The organism is Streptomyces sp. NPDC047971, from assembly GCF_040653355.1.
In the GTDB taxonomy this organism is placed as follows: domain Bacteria; phylum Actinomycetota; class Actinomycetes; order Streptomycetales; family Streptomycetaceae; genus Streptomyces.
The window spans coordinates 22,511-41,247 of record NZ_JBEZNW010000038.1 but is presented as its reverse complement, the minus strand read 5'-3'; the positions used below and the strand labels follow the sequence as shown (position 1 = coordinate 41,247).

Annotated in this window: 4 protein-coding genes; 2 read left to right on the top strand and 2 right to left on the bottom strand. The window is 74.0% G+C overall.

The genetic code is table 11. The features are described 5' to 3' along the window. Positions 1 to 28 precede the first annotated feature (28 nt). Positions 29 to 14,293 carry an amino acid adenylation domain-containing protein gene (locus AB0D99_RS28455; RefSeq protein WP_362368311.1) on the top strand — a complete coding sequence of 4,755 codons (14,265 nt, stop codon included), beginning with the start codon at positions 29 to 31 and terminating at the stop codon, positions 14,291 to 14,293. Continuing rightward, positions 14,290 to 14,499, top strand: coding sequence for an MbtH family protein (locus AB0D99_RS28450; RefSeq protein WP_362368308.1), 210 nt, complete (start codon positions 14,290 to 14,292; stop codon positions 14,497 to 14,499). Before AB0D99_RS28455 ends, AB0D99_RS28450 begins: the two co-directional genes overlap by 4 nt. Positions 14,500 to 14,890: 391 nt before the next feature. Here the strand turns inward: AB0D99_RS28450 and AB0D99_RS28445 are convergent, their stop codons facing one another. Further along, positions 14,891 to 16,687, bottom strand: a complete 1,797-nt coding sequence (locus AB0D99_RS28445) for an ABC transporter ATP-binding protein (RefSeq protein ID WP_362368305.1) — start codon at positions 16,685 to 16,687, stop codon at positions 14,891 to 14,893. 113 nt (positions 16,688 to 16,800) lie between these two features. Further along, positions 16,801 to 18,489: an ABC transporter ATP-binding protein gene (locus AB0D99_RS28440; protein WP_362368302.1), complete on the bottom strand. Its 1,689-nt coding sequence runs from the start codon at positions 18,487 to 18,489 to the stop codon at positions 16,801 to 16,803. Positions 18,490 to 18,737 lie beyond the last annotated feature (248 nt).

Genomic DNA, 18,737 nt, shown 5'->3' with positions numbered 1-18,737 from the left:
CACCACCAGGGAAAGGCCCTTTCGAACGATGTTTGACGTCGAGTCGGACCGGACGTCCGCCGCTTCCGGGATCCCCCTCACCGGTGGGCAGTCCGGGATCTGGCTAGCCCAGCAGATCGAACCGGACAGCTCCGCCTACAACATCGTGTTCGTCCTCGACCTGCGTGGTGACACCGACCTCGACCGCCTCACCGACTCCGTGCGCACGGCCGTCGAGGAGGCCGAATGCCTGCACGTACGCCTCGGCGTCGAAGACGGCGCCCCCCGGCAGAGCCGTAGCGGCGTCCCCGTCGACATCCCCGTCGTCGACCTGCGGAACACCCCGGACCCCGAGGCCGCCGCCTCCGCCTGGATGGCCGCCGACCGCGACCGGCCGGTCGACCTCGCCGGCGACCCGCTCTTCGCGCAGGCACTGCTCCGGCTCGCCGACGACCACGTCGCCTGGTACCAGCGCTACCACCACATCGTCACCGATGGCATGGGCGTCGCCCTCATCACCCGCAGGGCCGGCGAGCTCTACACCGCGGAAGAGGGGCAGCCCGCCCCGCGCGACTGGTCCCTGCCCCGCCTGGTCGACGCCGACCGCGCCTACCGCGCCTCCGAGCGGCACGAGCGGGACCGGGCCTACTGGCTCGACCGCATGGCGTACCGGCCCGAGCCGGTACGCCTCGTCGAGCGCGCGCCCTCGCCCATGACACGCCGCCTGCGCCGCACGGCGGAGCTGTCCGCCGAGGTCACCGACCGGCTCAACACCGCCGCGGACCACGCGGGTGTACGCCCCTCCCGCCTGCTGATCGCCGCCGTCGCCGCCTACCTGCACCGCGCGACCGGCGAGCAGGACCTCGTGCTCGGCCTGCCGATCGCCGCCCGCGAGGACGCGGTGACCGCGACCATCCCCGGGATGGTGTCCAACATCGTCCCGCTGCGCGTGTCCGTCCGCCCCGGGACGACCGGCACCGAACTCCTCACCGGGATACGGCACGCGATCGCCGAGGCCGTCGCCCACGGGCGCTACCGCGCCGAAGACCTGGCCCGGGAGCTGGGACTCGCGGACGGCGTACCGGAACTCGTCGGCCCGACCGTCAACATCCTGCCCCGCGCCGAGGACCTGCGATTCCCCGGCCAGGAGGCCGAACTCGCCCCGATCTGGCTCGGTCCCGTCAGCGACCTGGCCCTGAGCTTCGCCGAGCGCGCGCCGGGCAACGGCATCCGCGTCTACTTCGACGCCGACGCCGAGGTCTGCGACGAGGACGCGCTCCGCGACCACGAGCACCGCTTCCTCGCCGTCCTGCACGCCCTCACCTCCGGCCTCGACCGCCCGCTCGGTCACATCGAACTGACGTCTGAAGCGGAGCGCGGCCGGCTCCTCGACGAATTCGGCGTGTCACCGCGCGAGGTGCCCGAGCTGACCTGGCCGGCCGCCTTCGAGCGGCAGGTGCGCCGCGCACCCGACGCCGTCGCGCTCGTGTGCGAGGACCGGGAGCTGACCTACGGCGAGCTGAACGCGGCCGCCAACCGGCTGGCCCGCGTCCTCGTCGCCCGCGGCGTACGCGCCGAGGACGTCGTCGGCGTGGCGCTCCCGCGCTCTCCCGAACTCGTCGTCTCCCTGCTGGCGGTGATGAAGGCCGGAGCGGCCTATCTGCCCCTGGACGCGGACCACCCGCAGGACCGCATCGCCTACATGCTCACCGACGCGGGCGCGCGCACCGTCGTCACGACGCGCGAGCTGTCCGCCACGCTCCCCGACGCCCCCGGCGTCCCGCACCTGCTGCTCGACGATCCGTCGGTGACGGCCGAGTGCGCGGACCTCGACGACGCGGACCTCGCCCTGCCCATCACGCTGGACCAGGCGGCGTACGTCATCTACACCTCCGGCTCCACCGGCCGTCCCAAGGGAGCCGTGGTCCCGCACGACGGCGTCGGCAGCCTCATCGCCACCGCCACCGACCGGATCGGCATCACCCCCGAGAGCCGTGTCGTCCAGTTCGCCTCCGTGGGCTTCGACGTGACGGTCTGGGACCTGATCATGTCGCTCTGCGTCGGCGGCCGGGTCGTCGTGGTGCCCGCCGAGCGCCGCGTCGCGGGCCCCGCCCTCACCGAGTACATCGCCCGCCATCGCGCCACGCACATGATCCTGCCGCCGTCGCTCGTCTCGGCGCTGCCCCGGGACTGCGAGCTGCCCGAAGGCTCGGTGCTCGTCGTCGGCACCGAAGCGGTGCCAGGAGAGCTGATCGCCCGCTGGTCCGGACGGGTCCAGGTCGTCGTCGCGTACGGCCTCACCGAGGCGACGGTCAACTCCACCCTGTGGCTCGCCGAGCCCGGCCGCCCCGGACCGGCGCCCATCGGCCGCCCCGACCCCAACACCCGCGCCTACGTGCTCGATTCGGCCCTCCGACCGGTGCCGGTGGGCGCCGAGGGTGAGCTGTACGTCGCCGGACGCGGCCTCGCCCGCGGCTATCTCGGCAGGCAGGCGCTCACGTCCGAGCGCTTCGTCGCCGACCCCTACGGCGCGCCGGGCAGCCGCATGTACCGGACCGGCGACCGGGTGCGCTGGGGCGCCGACGGCAACCTGGAGTTCCTCGGCCGCGCGGACGGCCAGCTCAAGATCCGGGGGCACCGCATCGAGCCCGGCGAGATCGAGAGCGCCTTCATGGCCTGCTCCGGCATCGCCCAGGCCGCCGTCCTCGTCCGCCAGGACCACCGGGGGGTCAACCGGCTCGTGGCCTACCTCGTCGCCGACGGCGGGACGACCGCCACCGACCCCGACGCCGCCGTGGCACGGGCCCGCGACCAGGTCGCGGAGACCCTCCCGGACCACATGATCCCCTCCGCCCTCGTCCGTCTCGACGGACAGCTGCCGCTGACGCCGAACGGCAAGCTCGACAGCCGCGCCCTGCCCGCTCCGCAGTGGACGGCGATGGCCGGGGACGACGTGCCCACGACGCCCACCGAGACCGCGCTCGCCGCGCTCGTCGCCGAGGTGCTCGACCTGCCGGCGGTCGGCGTCCACGACAGCTTCTTCGAGCTGGGCGGCGACAGCATCGTCGCGATCCAGCTCGTCAACCGCGCCCGCGCCGCGGGACTCGCCCTCACCCCCCGTGACGTGTTCCGGCAGCGGACCGTCGCGGCGCTCGCCAGGACGGCCGACCGCTCGGCTGCCGAGACCGTCCCGGCGGTCGTCGTGGAGGTGGAGCTCGACGAGGACGCCCTGCCCGTCTCACCGCTCCAGGAAGGTTTCTTCTTCCACGCGGAGTTCGACCGGGAGGCCAGCGACCTGTACGTCGTCCAGGAACTCCTCGACCTCGCGGACACGGTCGAACCCGAGCGGCTGCGCGCGGCACTCCAGCACCTCCTGGACCGGCACCCGCTGTTGCGCGCCTCGTTCCGCCAACTCCCCGGCGGCGACGTCGTCCAGCGGCTCGCCGACCGCGCGGCCCTCCCGTGGCACGAGGCCGACACCGAGCGCACCGCCCTGGAGGACATCCTGCGCCGGGACCGCGCCGAGCGGTTCGACCTGGCCCGGCCGCCGCTGATGAGGGCCACGCTGATCCGGGACGGACAGCGCCACCGACTGCTGCTCACCCTGCACCACATCATCGCCGACGGCTGGTCGGTCTCCGTCCTGCTGCGGGAACTGTCCGCCGCCTACCGGGGCGAGGACCTGCCCGCGCCCGCCGCACCGCACGCGTACCTGTCCTGGCTGGCCGGCCGGGACCGGGACGCCGCCCGCGCGGCATGGCGCCAGGCCCTGACCGGCCTGGAGGGCCCGACCCGGCTGCCCGCCCTCGCCGCCGCGACGGACCACGACACGTCGGCCCCCGCCGGGCACGAGCGCGTGGACGTCCGGCTCTCCGAAGCCCTCACCGACGAACTGACCGCCCGCGCCCGCACCCTCGGCGTCACCCTCAGCACCGTCGTCCACGGCGCCTGGGCCCTGCTGCTCGGCGGTCTCACCGGCAGCCAGGACGTCGTCTTCGGCACCACCGTGTCCGGACGCACCACCGAGGTCGAGGGCCTGGACTCCGCCGTCGGTCTCTTCATCAACACCGTTCCGGCCCGCGTGAACCCGCGGCCCGACGAGTCCCTCGCCGAGCTGCTGCGCCGGATCCAGGACGAACACGCCGCCCTCCTGGACCACCAGCACCTCGGACTCGCCGACATCCAGCGGATCGCCGGCCACGGCCCGGGCGAACTCTTCGACACCCTCGTGGTGTTCGAGAACTACCCGACGGACCCCGCCCGGGCCGCCGAGGAGCCCTTCGTCACCGGCGCCGAGGTGCTCGACACCGTGCACTACCCGCTCGCGCTCATCGTCGAGCCGAGGGAGGGACATCTGTCGCTGCGGCTGAAGTACGACGCGGCCCGGATCGACCGCATCGCCGCCGCCGTGCTCGCCAACCGACTCGAAGCGCTGCTGCGCACCCTCACCAGCGACCCCGACCGTCAGGTGGCCCGCACCGGACTGCTGTCCGAGCGTGAGCGGGAGCGCCTCACCGAGCTGAACGACACCGCGCACCCGCTCCCCGAGCCGGACGCCACGCTCGCCACCCTCTTCGCCGCACAGGCGGCCCTGACACCCGACGCCCCGGCCGTCGTCTTCGACGACACCACCCTCACCTACGCCGAACTCGACCGGCGCGCCGAAGACCTGGCCCGCGGACTGCGGGCGCGCGGGGCGGGCCCCGAACAGTTCGTCGCCGTCGCCGTGCCGCGCTCGGCGGAACTCATGGTCGCGCTGCTCGCCGTGGTCAAGGCGGGCGCCGCCTACCTGCCCGTGGATCTCGACTACCCCGCCGAGCGGGTGGCCTTCATGCTCGGCGACTCCGGGGCCCGTACGGTCGTGACCACCGCCGAGGCCGCCCGACGGCTGCCCGACGCACCGGGACGCGACCTCGTACTGGTGGACGAGGACGCCCGGACCCCCGACGCGGGCCCGGAGCCCGACGCCGACGTGCCCGCCACGCAGGCGGGGCCCGACCACCCCGCGTACCTGATCTACACCTCGGGCTCCACCGGCCGCCCCAAGGGCGTCACCGTCACCCACCGGGCGATCGTCAACCGGCTCGCCTGGATGCAGGGCGCGTACGGGCTCCGCGCCGACGACCGGGTCCTCCAGAAGACCCCGTCCAGCTTCGACGTCTCGGTGTGGGAGTTCTTCTGGCCCCTGGTCGAGGGCGCGACCGTCGTCCTCGCCCGCCCCGACGGCCACCGGGACCCCGCCTACCTCGCCGAGCTGATCCACACCCGGCGGATCACCACACTGCACTTCGTGCCGTCCATGCTGGCCGCCTTCGTCCAGGCCATGGAGACCGGTGCGGACACCCCGGACTGGGCGACGAGCCTGCGCCGCGTCTTCTGCAGCGGCGAGGCGCTGACCGGCCCGGACGCCCGACGCTGGGCGGAACTGACCTCCCGTCAGAGGAGTGGCTCCGTACCCCTGCACAACCTGTACGGGCCCACCGAGGCCGCAGTGGACGTGACCTTCTTCCCCTACGAAGGCGGCACCGAGCCCGCCGTCCCGATCGGCCGGCCGGTCTGGAACACCCGGCTTCACGTCCTCGACACCCTCCTGCGCCCCGTACCGGACGGCGTGCCCGGCGAGCTCTACCTCGCCGGCGTCCAACTGGCACGCGGCTACCACGACAGGCCGGGCACGACCGCCGAACGCTTCGTCGCCGACCCGTTCGGCGAGCCCGGCGCACGCATGTACCGCACGGGCGACCTCGTCCGCCGGCGCGCCGACGGAGCCGTCGAGTACCTCGGGCGCACCGACCGGCAGGTGAAGATCCGGGGCAACCGGATCGAGCTGGGCGAGATCGAGACCGCCCTCGCCGCCCTCCCGGACGTCGCCCGCGCCGCGGTGATCGTCCGCGACGGCGCGCTCGTCGGCTACGCGGTCCCCCGCCCCGGCACCGCCCTGGACGGCACCGCGCTCCACGGGGCGCTCGCCGAGGCGCTGCCCGCGGCGATGGTGCCGAGCGCCGTCGTCACCCTCGACGCGCTGCCGCTCTCACCCAGCGGCAAGCTCGACCAGAACGCCCTGCCGTCGCCCTCCGTCGCCCCGGCGGCCGGTGGCCGCGCACCCCGCGACGAGCGGGAAGCCGCCCTCTGCGCGATCTTCACCGACGTCCTCGGCCTGCCCGGGATCGGTGCCGACGACGACTTCTTCATGCTCGGCGGCGACAGCCTCACCTCGATCGCCGTCGCCACCCGGGCCCGTGAAAGGGGACTGACCATCAGCCCGCGCGATGTGTTCGAGCACCGCACCCCCGCCGCGCTCGCCGCGGCGGCCGCGAGCGTGCCGGACGAACCTGCCGAGCGGGCCGCTCAGGCCCCCGCCACCGGGGTCACCGTCTCCGCCGCGGACGCCGGGCAGGCCGCCGCCGCCCTCCAGGCGATGCTGGCCGCCCAGGCACAGTCCGGCGCGGCGGTCGACCCCGCCCTGCAGGCCCTGCTCGCCCAGCTGACGGCCGGCGCCCCGGCCGAACCCGAGGCCCCCGCCCCGCTCGGCGGCCTCGAACTGTCGCCGGAGGAGACCGCGCGCGTCGAGGCCGCCGCCGGGCTGCCGGTCGCCGACATCTGGCCGCTCTCCCCGCTCCAGGAAGGCATGTACTTCCACGCCACCTACGACGCCGGTGACGCGCTCGACGTCTACCTCTCGCAGGAGACCCTGGACTTCGACCACCGGCTCGACTCCGACCGCCTGCGGGCCGCCGGCCGGGCGCTGCTGGAGCGGAACATCAGCCTGCGCGCCGGGTTCACCAGCGACGGTCTGCCCCGGCCCGTCCAGTTCATCGTCGAGGACGCCGAGATACCCCTGGTCGAGATCGACGTCTCCGGGCTGCCCGCCGAGGAGCGGCGGGCCCGCGTGGACGAACTGCTGGCCGCCGACCGCCGACGGCGCTTCGACCTCTCCGCGGCGCCGCTGTGCCGGCTGCTGCTCATCCGGCTCGGCGACGGCCGTGACCGCCTCGTCGTCACCCACCACCTCATCCTGTGGGACGGCTGGTCCGCGTGGCTGTTCCTGGAGGAGTTGTTCACGCTGTACGAGCGGGCCGGAGACACCACCGGCCTGCCCGCCCCCGGTTCGTACCGCGACTACCTGGCCTGGCTGGACGGGCAGGACACCGCGCAGGCCCTCGGCGCCTGGCGCGGCGCGCTCGCCGGATTCGACGAGCCGACCCTGGTCGCGCCGACCGGGCGCGAAGCCGGACCGGTGATCCCGGCCGACTTCGACGCCCTGCTCACCCGGGAGACCAGCGACCGGCTGCGCGGGCTCGCCCGCCGGCACGGTCTCACCCTGAACACCCTCCTGAACGCCGCCTGGGGCCTGGTCCTCTCGGCGATGACCGGCCGCGGCGACGTCGCCTTCGGCACGGCCGTCGCCGGGCGGCCCGCGGACGTGCCGAACGCCGCGGGCATCATCGGCATGTTCCTCAACACGATCCCCGCACGCGTCGCGTTCTCCCCGGACGAGCCGCTGCTCGACCTGCTGCGACGGATGCAGTCCGAGCGCGCCGCCGTCATGCCCTACGAGCACGTCGGTCTCGGCACCCTCCAGCAGGAGACCGGCCACCGCCGTCTCTTCGACACCCTGTTCGTGCTCCGCTCCGCCGACGGCGAGGACCGGGCCGCGGCGCTCCGGCAGCGGTACGGGATCACCGACGTGTCGAACGTGGACGGCACACACTTCCCGCTCACCCTGATCGTGACGCCCGAGACCCGGCTGAAGGTCACGCTGGCGGCCCGCCCCGACCTGTTCGACGCGGACGACGCCACCGCGATCCTCGGCAGGTTCACGACCGTCCTGGGCCGGCTCGCCGAGACCCTCGACGACGCGGCGGCCGCCTCCGCCCGGACCGTCGACGTCGACCTGCTGCTGCCCGCGGAGCGCGCCGCGCTGCGCGCGGGCTGGGCGGGGGGACGCGAGCCCGTACCGAACGAGACCGTCGCCGACATGCTCGCCGACCAGGTCGCCCGCACCCCCGACGCCGTGGCACTGGTCTTCGGCGAACGAGCCCTGACCTACGCCGAACTCGACGCGCACATCAACCGGATCGCCCGGCTCCTGCTCGCCCGCGGCGCCGGACCCGAGAAGGCCGTCGCGCTCGCCCTGCCCCGCTCCATCGACATGGTGGCCGCCCTGTTCGCCGTGTTGCGCACCGGCGCCGCCTATCTGCCGCTCGACCTGGACCACCCCGCCGACCGGCTGCGGCTGATGGCCCAGGACACCGGCCCGCTGTGCCTGGTGTCCACCACCGCCGTCGCCCCGACCCTGCGCGGTGACGACGGCCCCGTCGCCCCCGAACTCCTCCTGGACGACGAGGCCGTGGCCGCCGAGCTGGCCGCCCTGCCCGGCGGCGAGATCACCGACGCCGAACGGCCCGCGTTCGCCCACGACGTGGCCGACCGCCTCGAACACCCGGCGTACATCATCTACACCTCCGGCTCGACCGGACGCCCCAAGGGCGTCGTCACCCCCTACCGGGGCCTGACGAACATGCAGCTCAACCACCAGCGCGAGATCTTCGACCCGGCCATCGCCTCGGCCGGCGGCCGACGACTGCGCATCGCGCACACCGTCTCCTTCGCCTTCGACATGTCCTGGGAAGAGCTGCTCTGGCTCGTCGAGGGCCACGAGGTCCACGTCTGCGACGAGGAGCTGCGCCGCGACGCCGAGGCGCTGGTCGCCTACTGCGACCGGCACCGCGTCGACGTGGTCAACGTGACCCCCACCTACGCCCAACTCCTCATCGAGGAGGGGCTGCTCGACCGCGACGAGACGGCAGGGAAGCACCGCCCCGCGCTCGTCCTGCTCGGCGGCGAGGCCGTCTCCGACACGGTGTGGACCCGACTGCGCCGCACCGAGGGCACCTACGGCTACAACCTGTACGGCCCCACCGAGTACACGATCAACACTCTCGGCGGCTCCACCACCGACAGTGCGACCCCCACCGTCGGCATCCCCATCCGCAACACCCGCGCCCACATCCTGGACGCGATGCTGCGGCCGGTCCCGCCCGGCTGCCCCGGCGAGCTGTACATCGCCGGCACCGGCCTGGCCCGCGGCTACCACGACCGCCCCGGCCTGACCGCCGAGCGTTTCGTCGCCGACCCCTTCGGCGCACCGGGCGAGCGGATGTACCGCACCGGAGACCTCGTACGACAGCGGCCCGACGGCCTCCTCGACTTCCTCGGCCGCACCGACGACCAGGTCAAGATCCGCGGCTACCGCATCGAGCTCGGCGAGATCTCCTCCGCCCTGTCCGCGCACCCCGCCGTCGCCCACGCGGCCGTCGTCGTGAACGAGAGCACCGGGACCAAGCGCCTGGTCGGCTACTTCACGCCCGAGGACGGCGCCGGGGCGGACGACGAGCTGGTCCAGCGGCTGCGCGAGCACCTGAAGGCCGGCCTGCCCGACTACATGGTCCCCGGCGCGCTCGTCGCCGTCGACACGCTCCCGATCACCGTCAACGGAAAGCTCGACGTCAAGGCCCTGCCCGCACCGGACTTCGGCGGCACCGGCACCAGCCGACCGCCCCGCGACCCTCGCGAGGAGACGCTCTGCGCCCTCTTCGCGGAGGTCCTCGGCCTCGCGCAGGGCAGCGTCGGTATCGACAGCGACTTCTTCGAGCTCGGCGGGCACTCCCTGCTCGCCACCCGCCTCGTCAGCCGCGCCCGCACCGCCCTCGACACCGAACTCGCCATCCGCGACCTGTTCGAGGCGCCCACCGTCGCCGAACTCGTCGAGCGCGCCGCCGCCTCCCGCGGTGCCGCCCGCCCGGCCCTGACGGCGGGGGAGCGGCCCGACGAACTGCCGCTGTCCCACGCCCAGCAGCGCCTGTGGGTCATCCAGCAGATCGAGTGCACCTCCGCCGCGTACAACTTCCCCCTCGTCATGAGGCTGCGCGGCGCCCTCGACGTCGACGCGTGGGAGTCCGCCCTCGCCGACGTGACGGCACGGCACGAAGCCCTGCGGACGGTGTTCGTGGAGCCCGACGGCCAGGCCGTCCAGCGCGTGCTCCCCGCCGAGGAGGCCAGGCCGGTGGTGGAGCGGCTGCATGCCACCGAGGACCGGGTGCCGGCGCTCGTCGAGACCGCCGTCAACAGGCCGTTCGACCTCGCCGCCGAGCTGCCGCTGCGCGCCACGGTCGTCGAGCTGGCGCCCGAGGACCACGTCGTCGTCCTGCTGCTGCACCACATCACCACCGACGAATGGTCGGACCGCCCCTTCCTCCGCGACCTGGCCACCGCCTACGCGGCCCGTGTCTCCGGGTCGGCACCGGACTGGCAGCCGCTGCCCGTCCAGTACGCCGACTACGCCCTGTGGCAGCAGCGCCTGCTCGGCGACCCGGCCGAGGAGGACAGCCTCGCCGCCCGGCAGCTGGAGTACTGGCGCACGACCCTGGACGGCGCTCCCGAGGAGCTCGAACTGCCCACGGACCGGCCCCGCCCGGCCCGGCCGGCCTTCTCCGGCGCCGAACTGGACATCAGCTTCGACGCCGACGTCCACGAGGGTCTGAAGCGGCTCGCCCGCGAGACCGGGGCCAGCATGTTCATGGTGGTGCACGCGGCCGTGGCAGCCCTGCTCCACCGCATGGGCGCCGGTACGGACATCCCCCTCGGCTCGCCCATCGCCGGCCGCGGCGACGAGGCGCTCGACGACCTGGTCGGGTTCTTCGTCAACACGCTCGTGCTGCGCACCGACCTGAGCGGCGACCCGAGCTTCACCGACCTGCTCGCCCGGGTCCGGGAGACCGACCTGGCCGCGTTCTCGCACGCGGACGTGCCGTTCGAGTCCGTGGTGGAGAAGCTCAACCCCACCCGCTCCCTCTCCCGCAACCCGCTGTTCCAGGTGATGGTCGGCTACCACGCCCGTACGGGCGACGGAATGGAACTGCCCGGACTCCACACCGCCTACGTGCCGTTCCGCATCCACTCGGCCAAGTTCGACCTGGTGTTCAGCTTCACCGAGCACACCCCGGCGGACGGCGGAACCGGCTCCCTCGGCTGCCGCCTGGAGTTCGCCACGGAGCTGTTCGACCACCGCACCGCCGAGCGCATCGGCGATCGTCTCCAGAGCCTCGTCGCGGCCCTCGTCGCCGCGCCCGAGCAGCCCGTCTCGGCGGCGGAGATCCTCGGCGAGGACGAGCGGCGGCTGGTCCTGGAGGGCTTCAACGACACGGCCCGCGAGGTCGACGAGGAATCCTTCCCCGCCCTGTTCGCACAGCGCCTCGCCGAGCGCCCGGACGCCGTCGCCGTCGTCGACCGCGACCGGTCCATGACGTACGCGGAGCTCGACGCCCGTGCCAACCGCCTGGCCCGGCTCCTCGCCGCACGCGGCGCCGGCGCCGAGAGCGTGGTCGGCGTGGCCGTTCCGCGTTCGGCCGACATGGTCGCCACGGTGCTCGCCGCCTTGAAGCTCGGCGCCGCGTTCCTGCCGCTCGACCTGGTCCACCCGGCCGACCGCCTCACGTACATGATCGAGGACTCCCGGGCGGCCCTCGTGGTCGGCACCGAGCCGGTCGCGGGCAAGATCCCCGAGGTCGCGGGGGTACCGGTGGTCCTGCTCGACGAGCCGTCCGTCGCCGCCGAGCTGGAGACCCTGCCCGAGACCCCGCCCACAGGGCCGGCGGTCCTCCTGGACCAGGCCGCGTACGTCATCTACACCTCCGGCTCCACCGGCCGGCCCAAGGGAGTGGTGGTTCCGCACGAGGGCGTCTCCAGCCTGGTCGCCACCGCCGTGGACCGGATGGGCCTGGAGAACGACAGCCATGTCCTGCAGTTCGCCTCCATCGGCTTCGACGTCTTCGCCTTCGAACTGGCGATGGCCCTCTGCCACGGCGGCCGGCTCGTCCTCATCACCGACGAGGCACGCGTCGCGGGACCGGCGCTCACCGACTTCCTCGCGGAGCAGCGCATCACCCACATGATCCTGCCGCCCTCCCTGGTCTCGGCGCTGCCGCCCGGCTGCGAGCTGCCCGAGGGATCGACCGTCCTGGTCGGTACGGAGACGGTGCCGCCGGACGTCTTCGAGCGGTTCGGCGCCACGGCCCACCTGATCTGCGCCTACGGCCTCACCGAGGCGACGGTCAACTCCACGCTGTGGCCCTCGCGCGAGCACGGCGGCCGCCCGTCCGGCCGCGTGCCGATCGGCCGGCCGGACCCCAACACCCGCGCCTACGTCCTCGACGACCACCTGCGGCCCGTCCCGCCGGGCGTCGTCGGCGAGCTGTACGTCGCCGGACGCGGCCTCGCCCGCGGCTACCTCGGCAAGACCGCGCTGACCTCGGAGCGCTTCGTCGCCGACCCGTACGGCCCGCCCGGCGGCCGGATGTACCGCACCGGTGACCGCGCCCGCTGGCGCGCGGACGGCAACCTCGACTTCCTCGGGCGCGTCGACACCCAGGTGAAGGTGCGCGGCTTCCGCATCGAGCTGGGCGAGATCGAAGCGGCCCTCGCCGCGCACCCGGCGGTCGCCCAGGCCGCCGTACTGCCCGACCGGGACGGTGACATCGTCCGCCTCGTCGGCTACGCCGTCCCCGAGACCGGCGGCTCCGTGGAGCTGGACCCGCAGGAGCTGCGCGCCCACGTGGCCGGACAGCTGCCGGAGTACATGGTTCCGGCGCTCGTCGTACCGCTGGACGGCCCGCTGCCGCTCACCCCCAACGGCAAGCTGGACCGCAAGGCGCTGCCCGTCCCGGACTGGGCCGCCATGACGGGTGACACGCGGCCTGCCAACGAGACGCAGGCCCGGCTCGCCGCGCTGTTCGGCGAGATCCTCAAGCTGGAGAAGGTCGGCGTCCACGACAACTTCTTCGCTCTCGGCGGCCATTCCATGGCGTCGATGCGACTCCTGGGCAGGATCCGCGTCGAGTTCGGCGTCGAACTGAGCATCCGGGACGTCTTCGACGCGCTGACCGTCGCCGGGATCGAGGGCAAGCTCAAGGGAGCCTCCACGGCCCGCCCGGCGCTGCGTCCCGCGGAGGACCGGCACGAGCCTCACCTCGCCGCGCCCGTCCAGCGCTGGCAGTGGGACGCGTACACCCGGACCCCCCGCTTCGACCACGCGCTCGTGCTGCGCTCGCCCGGCGGTCTGGACGTGGACGCGCTCCGCGCGGCCCTCGCCGACGTGGCCGACCGTCACGAGCCCCTGCGGACGGCGTTCGTGGAGCAGGACGGCGCGCTGCACCACCGGGCCGCAACGCCCCCGGCGCTGCTCGTGGAGGACTGCGCGGACCTGGAGACACGGCTCATCGAGCTGGCGGCCGGGGCCCCCGAGCCGGAGCGCACGGCTCCGTTCGTGGCCCGTCTGCTGACGGCGGCCACGGGGGAGCAGGCGCTGCTGCTGACCATGCACTACCTGACGGTGGACGAATGGTCGGTGGTCCCCCTCTTCCGTGACCTGACGGCGGCCTACACGGCGCGTACGGAGGGCGGGGCGCCCGAGTGGCAGCCGCTGCCGGTGTCGTACGCGGACTACGCCCGCTGGGCCCGCGAGGCCCTGGGCGACCTCGACGACCCGGGCAGCCGGGGCGGCCGGCAGCTCACCTACTGGCGCGAGACGCTGAAGGACGCACCGGCCGAGCTGGCCCTCCCGGCGGACGGGCCGCGTTCGTCCGCCTCCGGCGCCGACCACGTGGGCTTCGTCCTGGACGAGCGGCTGCACGCGGCGGTGGACGACCTGGCCAGGACGACCGGCACCAGCATGTTCATGGTGCTGCACTCCGCCCTGGCGGCGCTGCTCACCGCCCACGGCGTCGGCACGGACCTGCCCATCGGCACGATGGTCGCCGGCCGCACGGACGACCAGCTCGCCGATCTGGTGGGCTGCTTCTTCAACACGGTCGTGCTGCGCACCGACACCGCCGGGGACCCGACCTTCGCCGAGCTGCTGTCCCGGGTGCGGGAGACCACGCTCGGCGCCCTCGACCGGCAGGAGGTCCCGTTCGAGGAGGTCGTCCGGGCGACCGGGCTGCCCGAGCAGGGCCCGCAGGTCATGGTGATCCACCACGAACAGGCGGACCTGGAGCGGTTGGAGGGAGGCGTCGGCACCCTCGACGCCGTCCCGACCGGCTCGACCAGGGCGCAGCTGACCCTCAGCTTCTACGAGCCGCGCGGTGACGGCCCGGTCCACTGCGGACTGATCCACGCCACCGACCTGTTCGGCACCGCCAAGGCACGGCGTCTCGCCGACGAACTCACGACCTTGCTGCGCACCGCCGCGGCCGACCCCCGGCAGCCACTGTCGGAGCTGTTCACCGTAACGTCCCAGAGGAGTGACCACGCATGACCACCAACCCGTTCGAGGACCCGCAGGGCCGCTTCCTGGTGCTCGTCAACGACGAGAACCAGCACTCGCTGTGGCCGTCCTTCGCGGAGGTGCCGGCCGGTTGGCGCACCGTGTTCGGCGAGGACACCCGCGAGGCGTGCACCGCGTACGTCGAGACCCACTGGACCGACCTCCGCCCGGCGAGCCTCGTCGCCCGGCAGCGCTGACAGTCGGCCGAGCGAGCCACAGACCGCCGCCCCCGGGTTCCCGGGGGCGGCGGTCTCGTGCGTGGCCGCGGAGGTGCCCGGCCAGCGCGTGCCGGCCCTGGGTGGTGTCCCGGAGCACGTGGCGGCGGAACGACGAGGCCGCCCGTGGGGGAGTGCCCCGAGCACGTGGCGGCGGGATCGACGAAGCCGCCGGCGGGCGAGTTCCCCGAGCGCGCGGTACGGGAACGACGAAGCCGCCCGTGGGGGAGTGCCCCGAGCAGGCGGCGGCGGGATCAACGAGGCCGTCGGCGGGCGAGTTCCCCGAGCGCGCGGTACGGGAACGACGAAGCCGCCCGTGGGTCTTCCCACGGGCGGCCTCGTTCTCCGGCCGGGTCGCGTGCGCGTCCCGCCGTCAGCCCGTCGCGGCGCCCTGCTCCGCCGGCTCCTGCCGGCTGTTCGACCAGGCGGCCCAGAGCGACGCGTAGCGACCGCCGGCCGCCACCAGCTCCTCGTGCGTGCCGGTCTCCACCACCTGGCCGTCGTCCAGGACCACCACGCGGTCCGCGGTCGCCGCCTGGGGGAGCCGGTGGGCCACCATCAGGCCCGTACGGCCCTCCAACGCCCGCAGCGCGGCCGTCTCCAGGACCCGGGCGCCGGCGCTGCCCGCGTCGGCGGTGGCCTCGTCGAGGATGGCGATCGGCGGGTCGGCGAGCACGAGACGCGCCAGGGCCAGATGCTGCGCCTGGCTCACCGTGAGCTGGTGACCGCCCTCGCCCACGACGGTCGCGAGGCCGTCGGGGAGCGCGTCGGCCCACTCCAGTGCGCCGACCCGGTCCAGCGCCGCCCGCAGGTCGTCGTCGGTGGCGTCCGGCCGGGCCAGCCGCAGGTCCTCGGCGAGCGGGCCCGCGAACACGTGCACCTCCTGGCTGATCAGGGTCACCGCACGCCGGACGCCCTCGGGACCCAGCTCCCGGGTGTCCACCCCGCCCAGCGAGATCGACCCCCCGTCCGGCTCGTGGACACCGGCCACCAGCTTGGCCAGGGTGGTCTTGCCCGCCCCGCTCGCGCCCACGAGCGCCACGCGCTCGCCGCTGCGCACCTGGAGGTCGACGTCACGGAGCACCCGGTGTCCGGGGACGTAGGAGTGGCTGAGGGCGGTGACCTCGACCGATCCGTCCACCGGTGTGCCGGGCCGCTTCGGCGCGCTCTCGGCCGGGAGGTCCGACACCCCGACGAGCCGGGCGAAGCTGGCGCCCGCGGACTGCGCGTCGTCCAGGAGGTACAGGGCGGCGTTGACCGGATTGAAGAGGCTGTGGAAGTACAGCGCGGCGGCCGTCGCCGTACCGATGCTCACGGAGCCGTTGTCCACCAGCACGAACCCGGTGGCCAGGACCGAGGCCAGGCCGATGAACTCCGCGAGGTTCAGCCGCGAGAAGAACCCGGTGACGATGTGGATGCCGCGCAGCGCGAGGTCGCGCGCGTCCCGCGACCGCTCGTCGAGGAGGCCGGCGTGGCTGTCGCTCAGCCGGAAGGCGCGTACGGTCCGCGCCCCGCCGACGCTGTCCAGCAGCTGGTGCTGCAAGGCGCCGGTGGCGACGCGGTGTTCGGCGTACAGGGGAGCGGCGCGGCGCATGTACCAGCGTACGGAGAACACCTGCACCGGCATGGCGAGCAGCGCGGCCGGCAGGAACCGCCAGTCGAGCACGGCGAGTCCGACGAGGGTCAGGACGATGGTGAGGGCGGAGCGGGAGAACTCGGGCAGCGCCTGGCGCACCGATTTCGCGATCACGGAGACGTCGCTGGTGACCCGGGAGACCAGGTCGCCCGAGCCGGCTGCCTCGACGCGTTCGAGGGGGAGCCGCAGTGCCCGTTCGATGAACCGCTCCCGCAGCGCGGCGAGCACGGTCTCGCCGAGGCGGGCCACGAGCGCGCTGCCGAGCGCGGTGGCCGCGCCGCGGGTCAGGGCGACCACGATCAGCAGGACCAGCGGGACGGTGAGGGCCTGCGAACCCTTCTTCTCCACGACCAGGTCGACGATGTGCCCGAGCAGGGGGGCCGTCAGCAGACCGATGGCCGTGCCCGCGACGAGGACGGTGAACGAGACCACCGCGAGGGCGCCGTGGCCCCGCAGCATGGTGCGGAGCGCGGCGAGGCTCTCGGCACCGGTCGCGGTGGGCAGCAGTGCGCGCTCGGTGCCGGTTGCGGTCATGGCCTTTTCCGCCTCAGTCTCTCTCGCGGGTGACGCGTCCTGTCGTCGCGCGGTGGTGCCGGGCCCGTCCGGCGTCTCGTCCGTCGTGTCGCGGGCCGTGACGTGTCCTGTCGTCATGCGAGGACCACCGCCCGGTACGCCGCGTCGGCGGCGGCCAGTTCGGCATGCCGGCCCTCGGCCGTCACGGCGCCCTCGTCGAGCACGACCACGCGGTCGGCGACGGCGAGGAGCGCCGGGCTGGTGGTGACGAGGACGGTCGTGCGGCCCTTGCGGACGTCGCGGAGCCGGGAGGCGATGCGGGACTCGGTCACGGTGTCCACGGCGGTGGTGGGGTCGTGCAGGACCAGGACGCGCCGGTCGGCGGCGAGCGCACGGGCGAGCGCCACACGCTGTCGCTGTCCTCCGGAGAGGGAGCGGCCGCGTTCGGCGAGCACGGTGTCCTCGCCCTGGGGGAGCAGGCGTGCCACCTCGTCGGCGGCCGAGGCGCGCAGGGCGTCCTCGACGGCGGTCGTCCCCGACCCGGCGCGGACGTTGTCCAGGAGGGTGCTCTCGAAGAGGTCGGCGTCGTGATGGGCGACCAGGACGTGGCGGCGCAGGTCGTCGGGGGCCAGGTCGGTGAGGGGTACTCCGTCGAGGGCGACGACCCCGTCGACGGGGTCCGACTCCCGTGCCAGGCAGCGCAGCAGGTCGGCGGCGGCGGCCGGGTCGCGGGTGACGACGCCGGTCACGCTGCCGGGGTGGATGTCCAGGTCCAGGGAGCGGAGGCTGCCCAGCGAGACGCCCCGCAGGGTGAGCAGCCCCGCGCCGTCGGCCGGAGTGTCCTGTCCGCCCTCCACGGCGGCGGGCGAGGCCAGGACCTCGGCGATCCGGCGTGCGGAGGCGCGGCCCTGGGCGAACTCGGCGTTGACGTAGGCCAGCAGCTGGAAGGGGCCGAGGAGGAACTGGGCGAGCCCGACGGCGGCCACCAGGTCGCCGACGCTGATCGAGCCCCGCATCGCGAGGTAGGCCCCCACCAGTCCGATGAGGGCGATGAAGACCCCGGTCAGGGCGAGGACGGCGCCTTCGTGCCCGGCTCGGCTGCGGGCGGCCCGCAGAGCGGCGCCGAGCGAGTCCTGGCTGGTCCGGCGGTAGCGGTCCACGGCGGCGGACTCGGCGCCCATGCCCTTGAGCACGCGCAGGCCGGTCACCAGGTCCGCGGCGACTCCGGAGGCGTGCGCCGCGCGCTCCTGCTCGGCCTCGCTGCGTCGTTCCAGCGGCTGGCTGATGCGGTGTCCGAGCCAGAGCAGCGGCGGGATGCCGAGCAGGACGAGCAGGCCGAGGGGCACGGAGATCCGGAGGAGCGCGATCGCGCTGACCACGAGGGCGGCGAGCGCCGCGACACCGTAGGCGATGATGGTCGCCACCGATCCCACGCGGCGGGCGTCGTTGGTGGCGATGCTCGTCAGCGCGCCCGGCAGCCGGTTGGCGTCGGCGCCGCCCCGCGGGTCGAGCACGCGGGCGGAGAGCCCGAGCCGGAGTCGGTGCGCGGCGTGCTCGCCCGCGCCCTCGGTGATGCGGGCGCTCGTGCGGTAGGAGGTGGACAGGACGAGGAAGAGCCCCGCGAGGACCAGGAGCCAGCGCAGCAGGGTGCCGGACGATCCGGTCGCGACCGCCGTGTCGATGATGACGCCGATGACGACGGGGACGAGCGCCTCGCACACCTGGTGGGTCATGCCCAGCAGGGAGGCCGCGACGACACGGCGGCGTTCCCCTCTGATCGCCTCGCGGAGGACGTGTCCTCCCGTCGGCCCTTCGGCTGACATACGGCTCTCCTCCGTGAACATGGGAAATAGTTAGGTAAGGCTATACTAAGTAGATCCTTTGGGGGAGGCCCCGGACCCATTGTCGGCCCACCGTGTCGACCAAGGCGACGACGGGGGTGGCGAGTTGTCTCGACCTCGTCGCCGGGTGCCGACGTTGACCGACCTGTCGCATTCACTTAGCCTTACCTAAGTTCCGTCGATCTGTCGTCGGTGCGTCCTCGTCGGTACGGCGTGAGCCGTGCGGTACA

Excerpts from the sequence above, each read along its gene's own strand:
- AB0D99_RS28455 (WP_362368311.1), top strand. The coding sequence starts at position 29 with ATGTTTGACGTCGAGTCGGACCGGACGTCCGCCGCTTCCGGGATCCCC.
- AB0D99_RS28450 (WP_362368308.1), top strand. The coding sequence starts at position 14,290 with ATGACCACCAACCCGTTCGAGGACCCGCAGGGCCGCTTCCTGGTGCTC.
- AB0D99_RS28445 (WP_362368305.1), bottom strand. The coding sequence starts at position 16,687 with ATGACCGCAACCGGCACCGAGCGCGCACTGCTGCCCACCGCGACCGGT.
- AB0D99_RS28440 (WP_362368302.1), bottom strand. The coding sequence starts at position 18,489 with ATGTCAGCCGAAGGGCCGACGGGAGGACACGTCCTCCGCGAGGCGATC.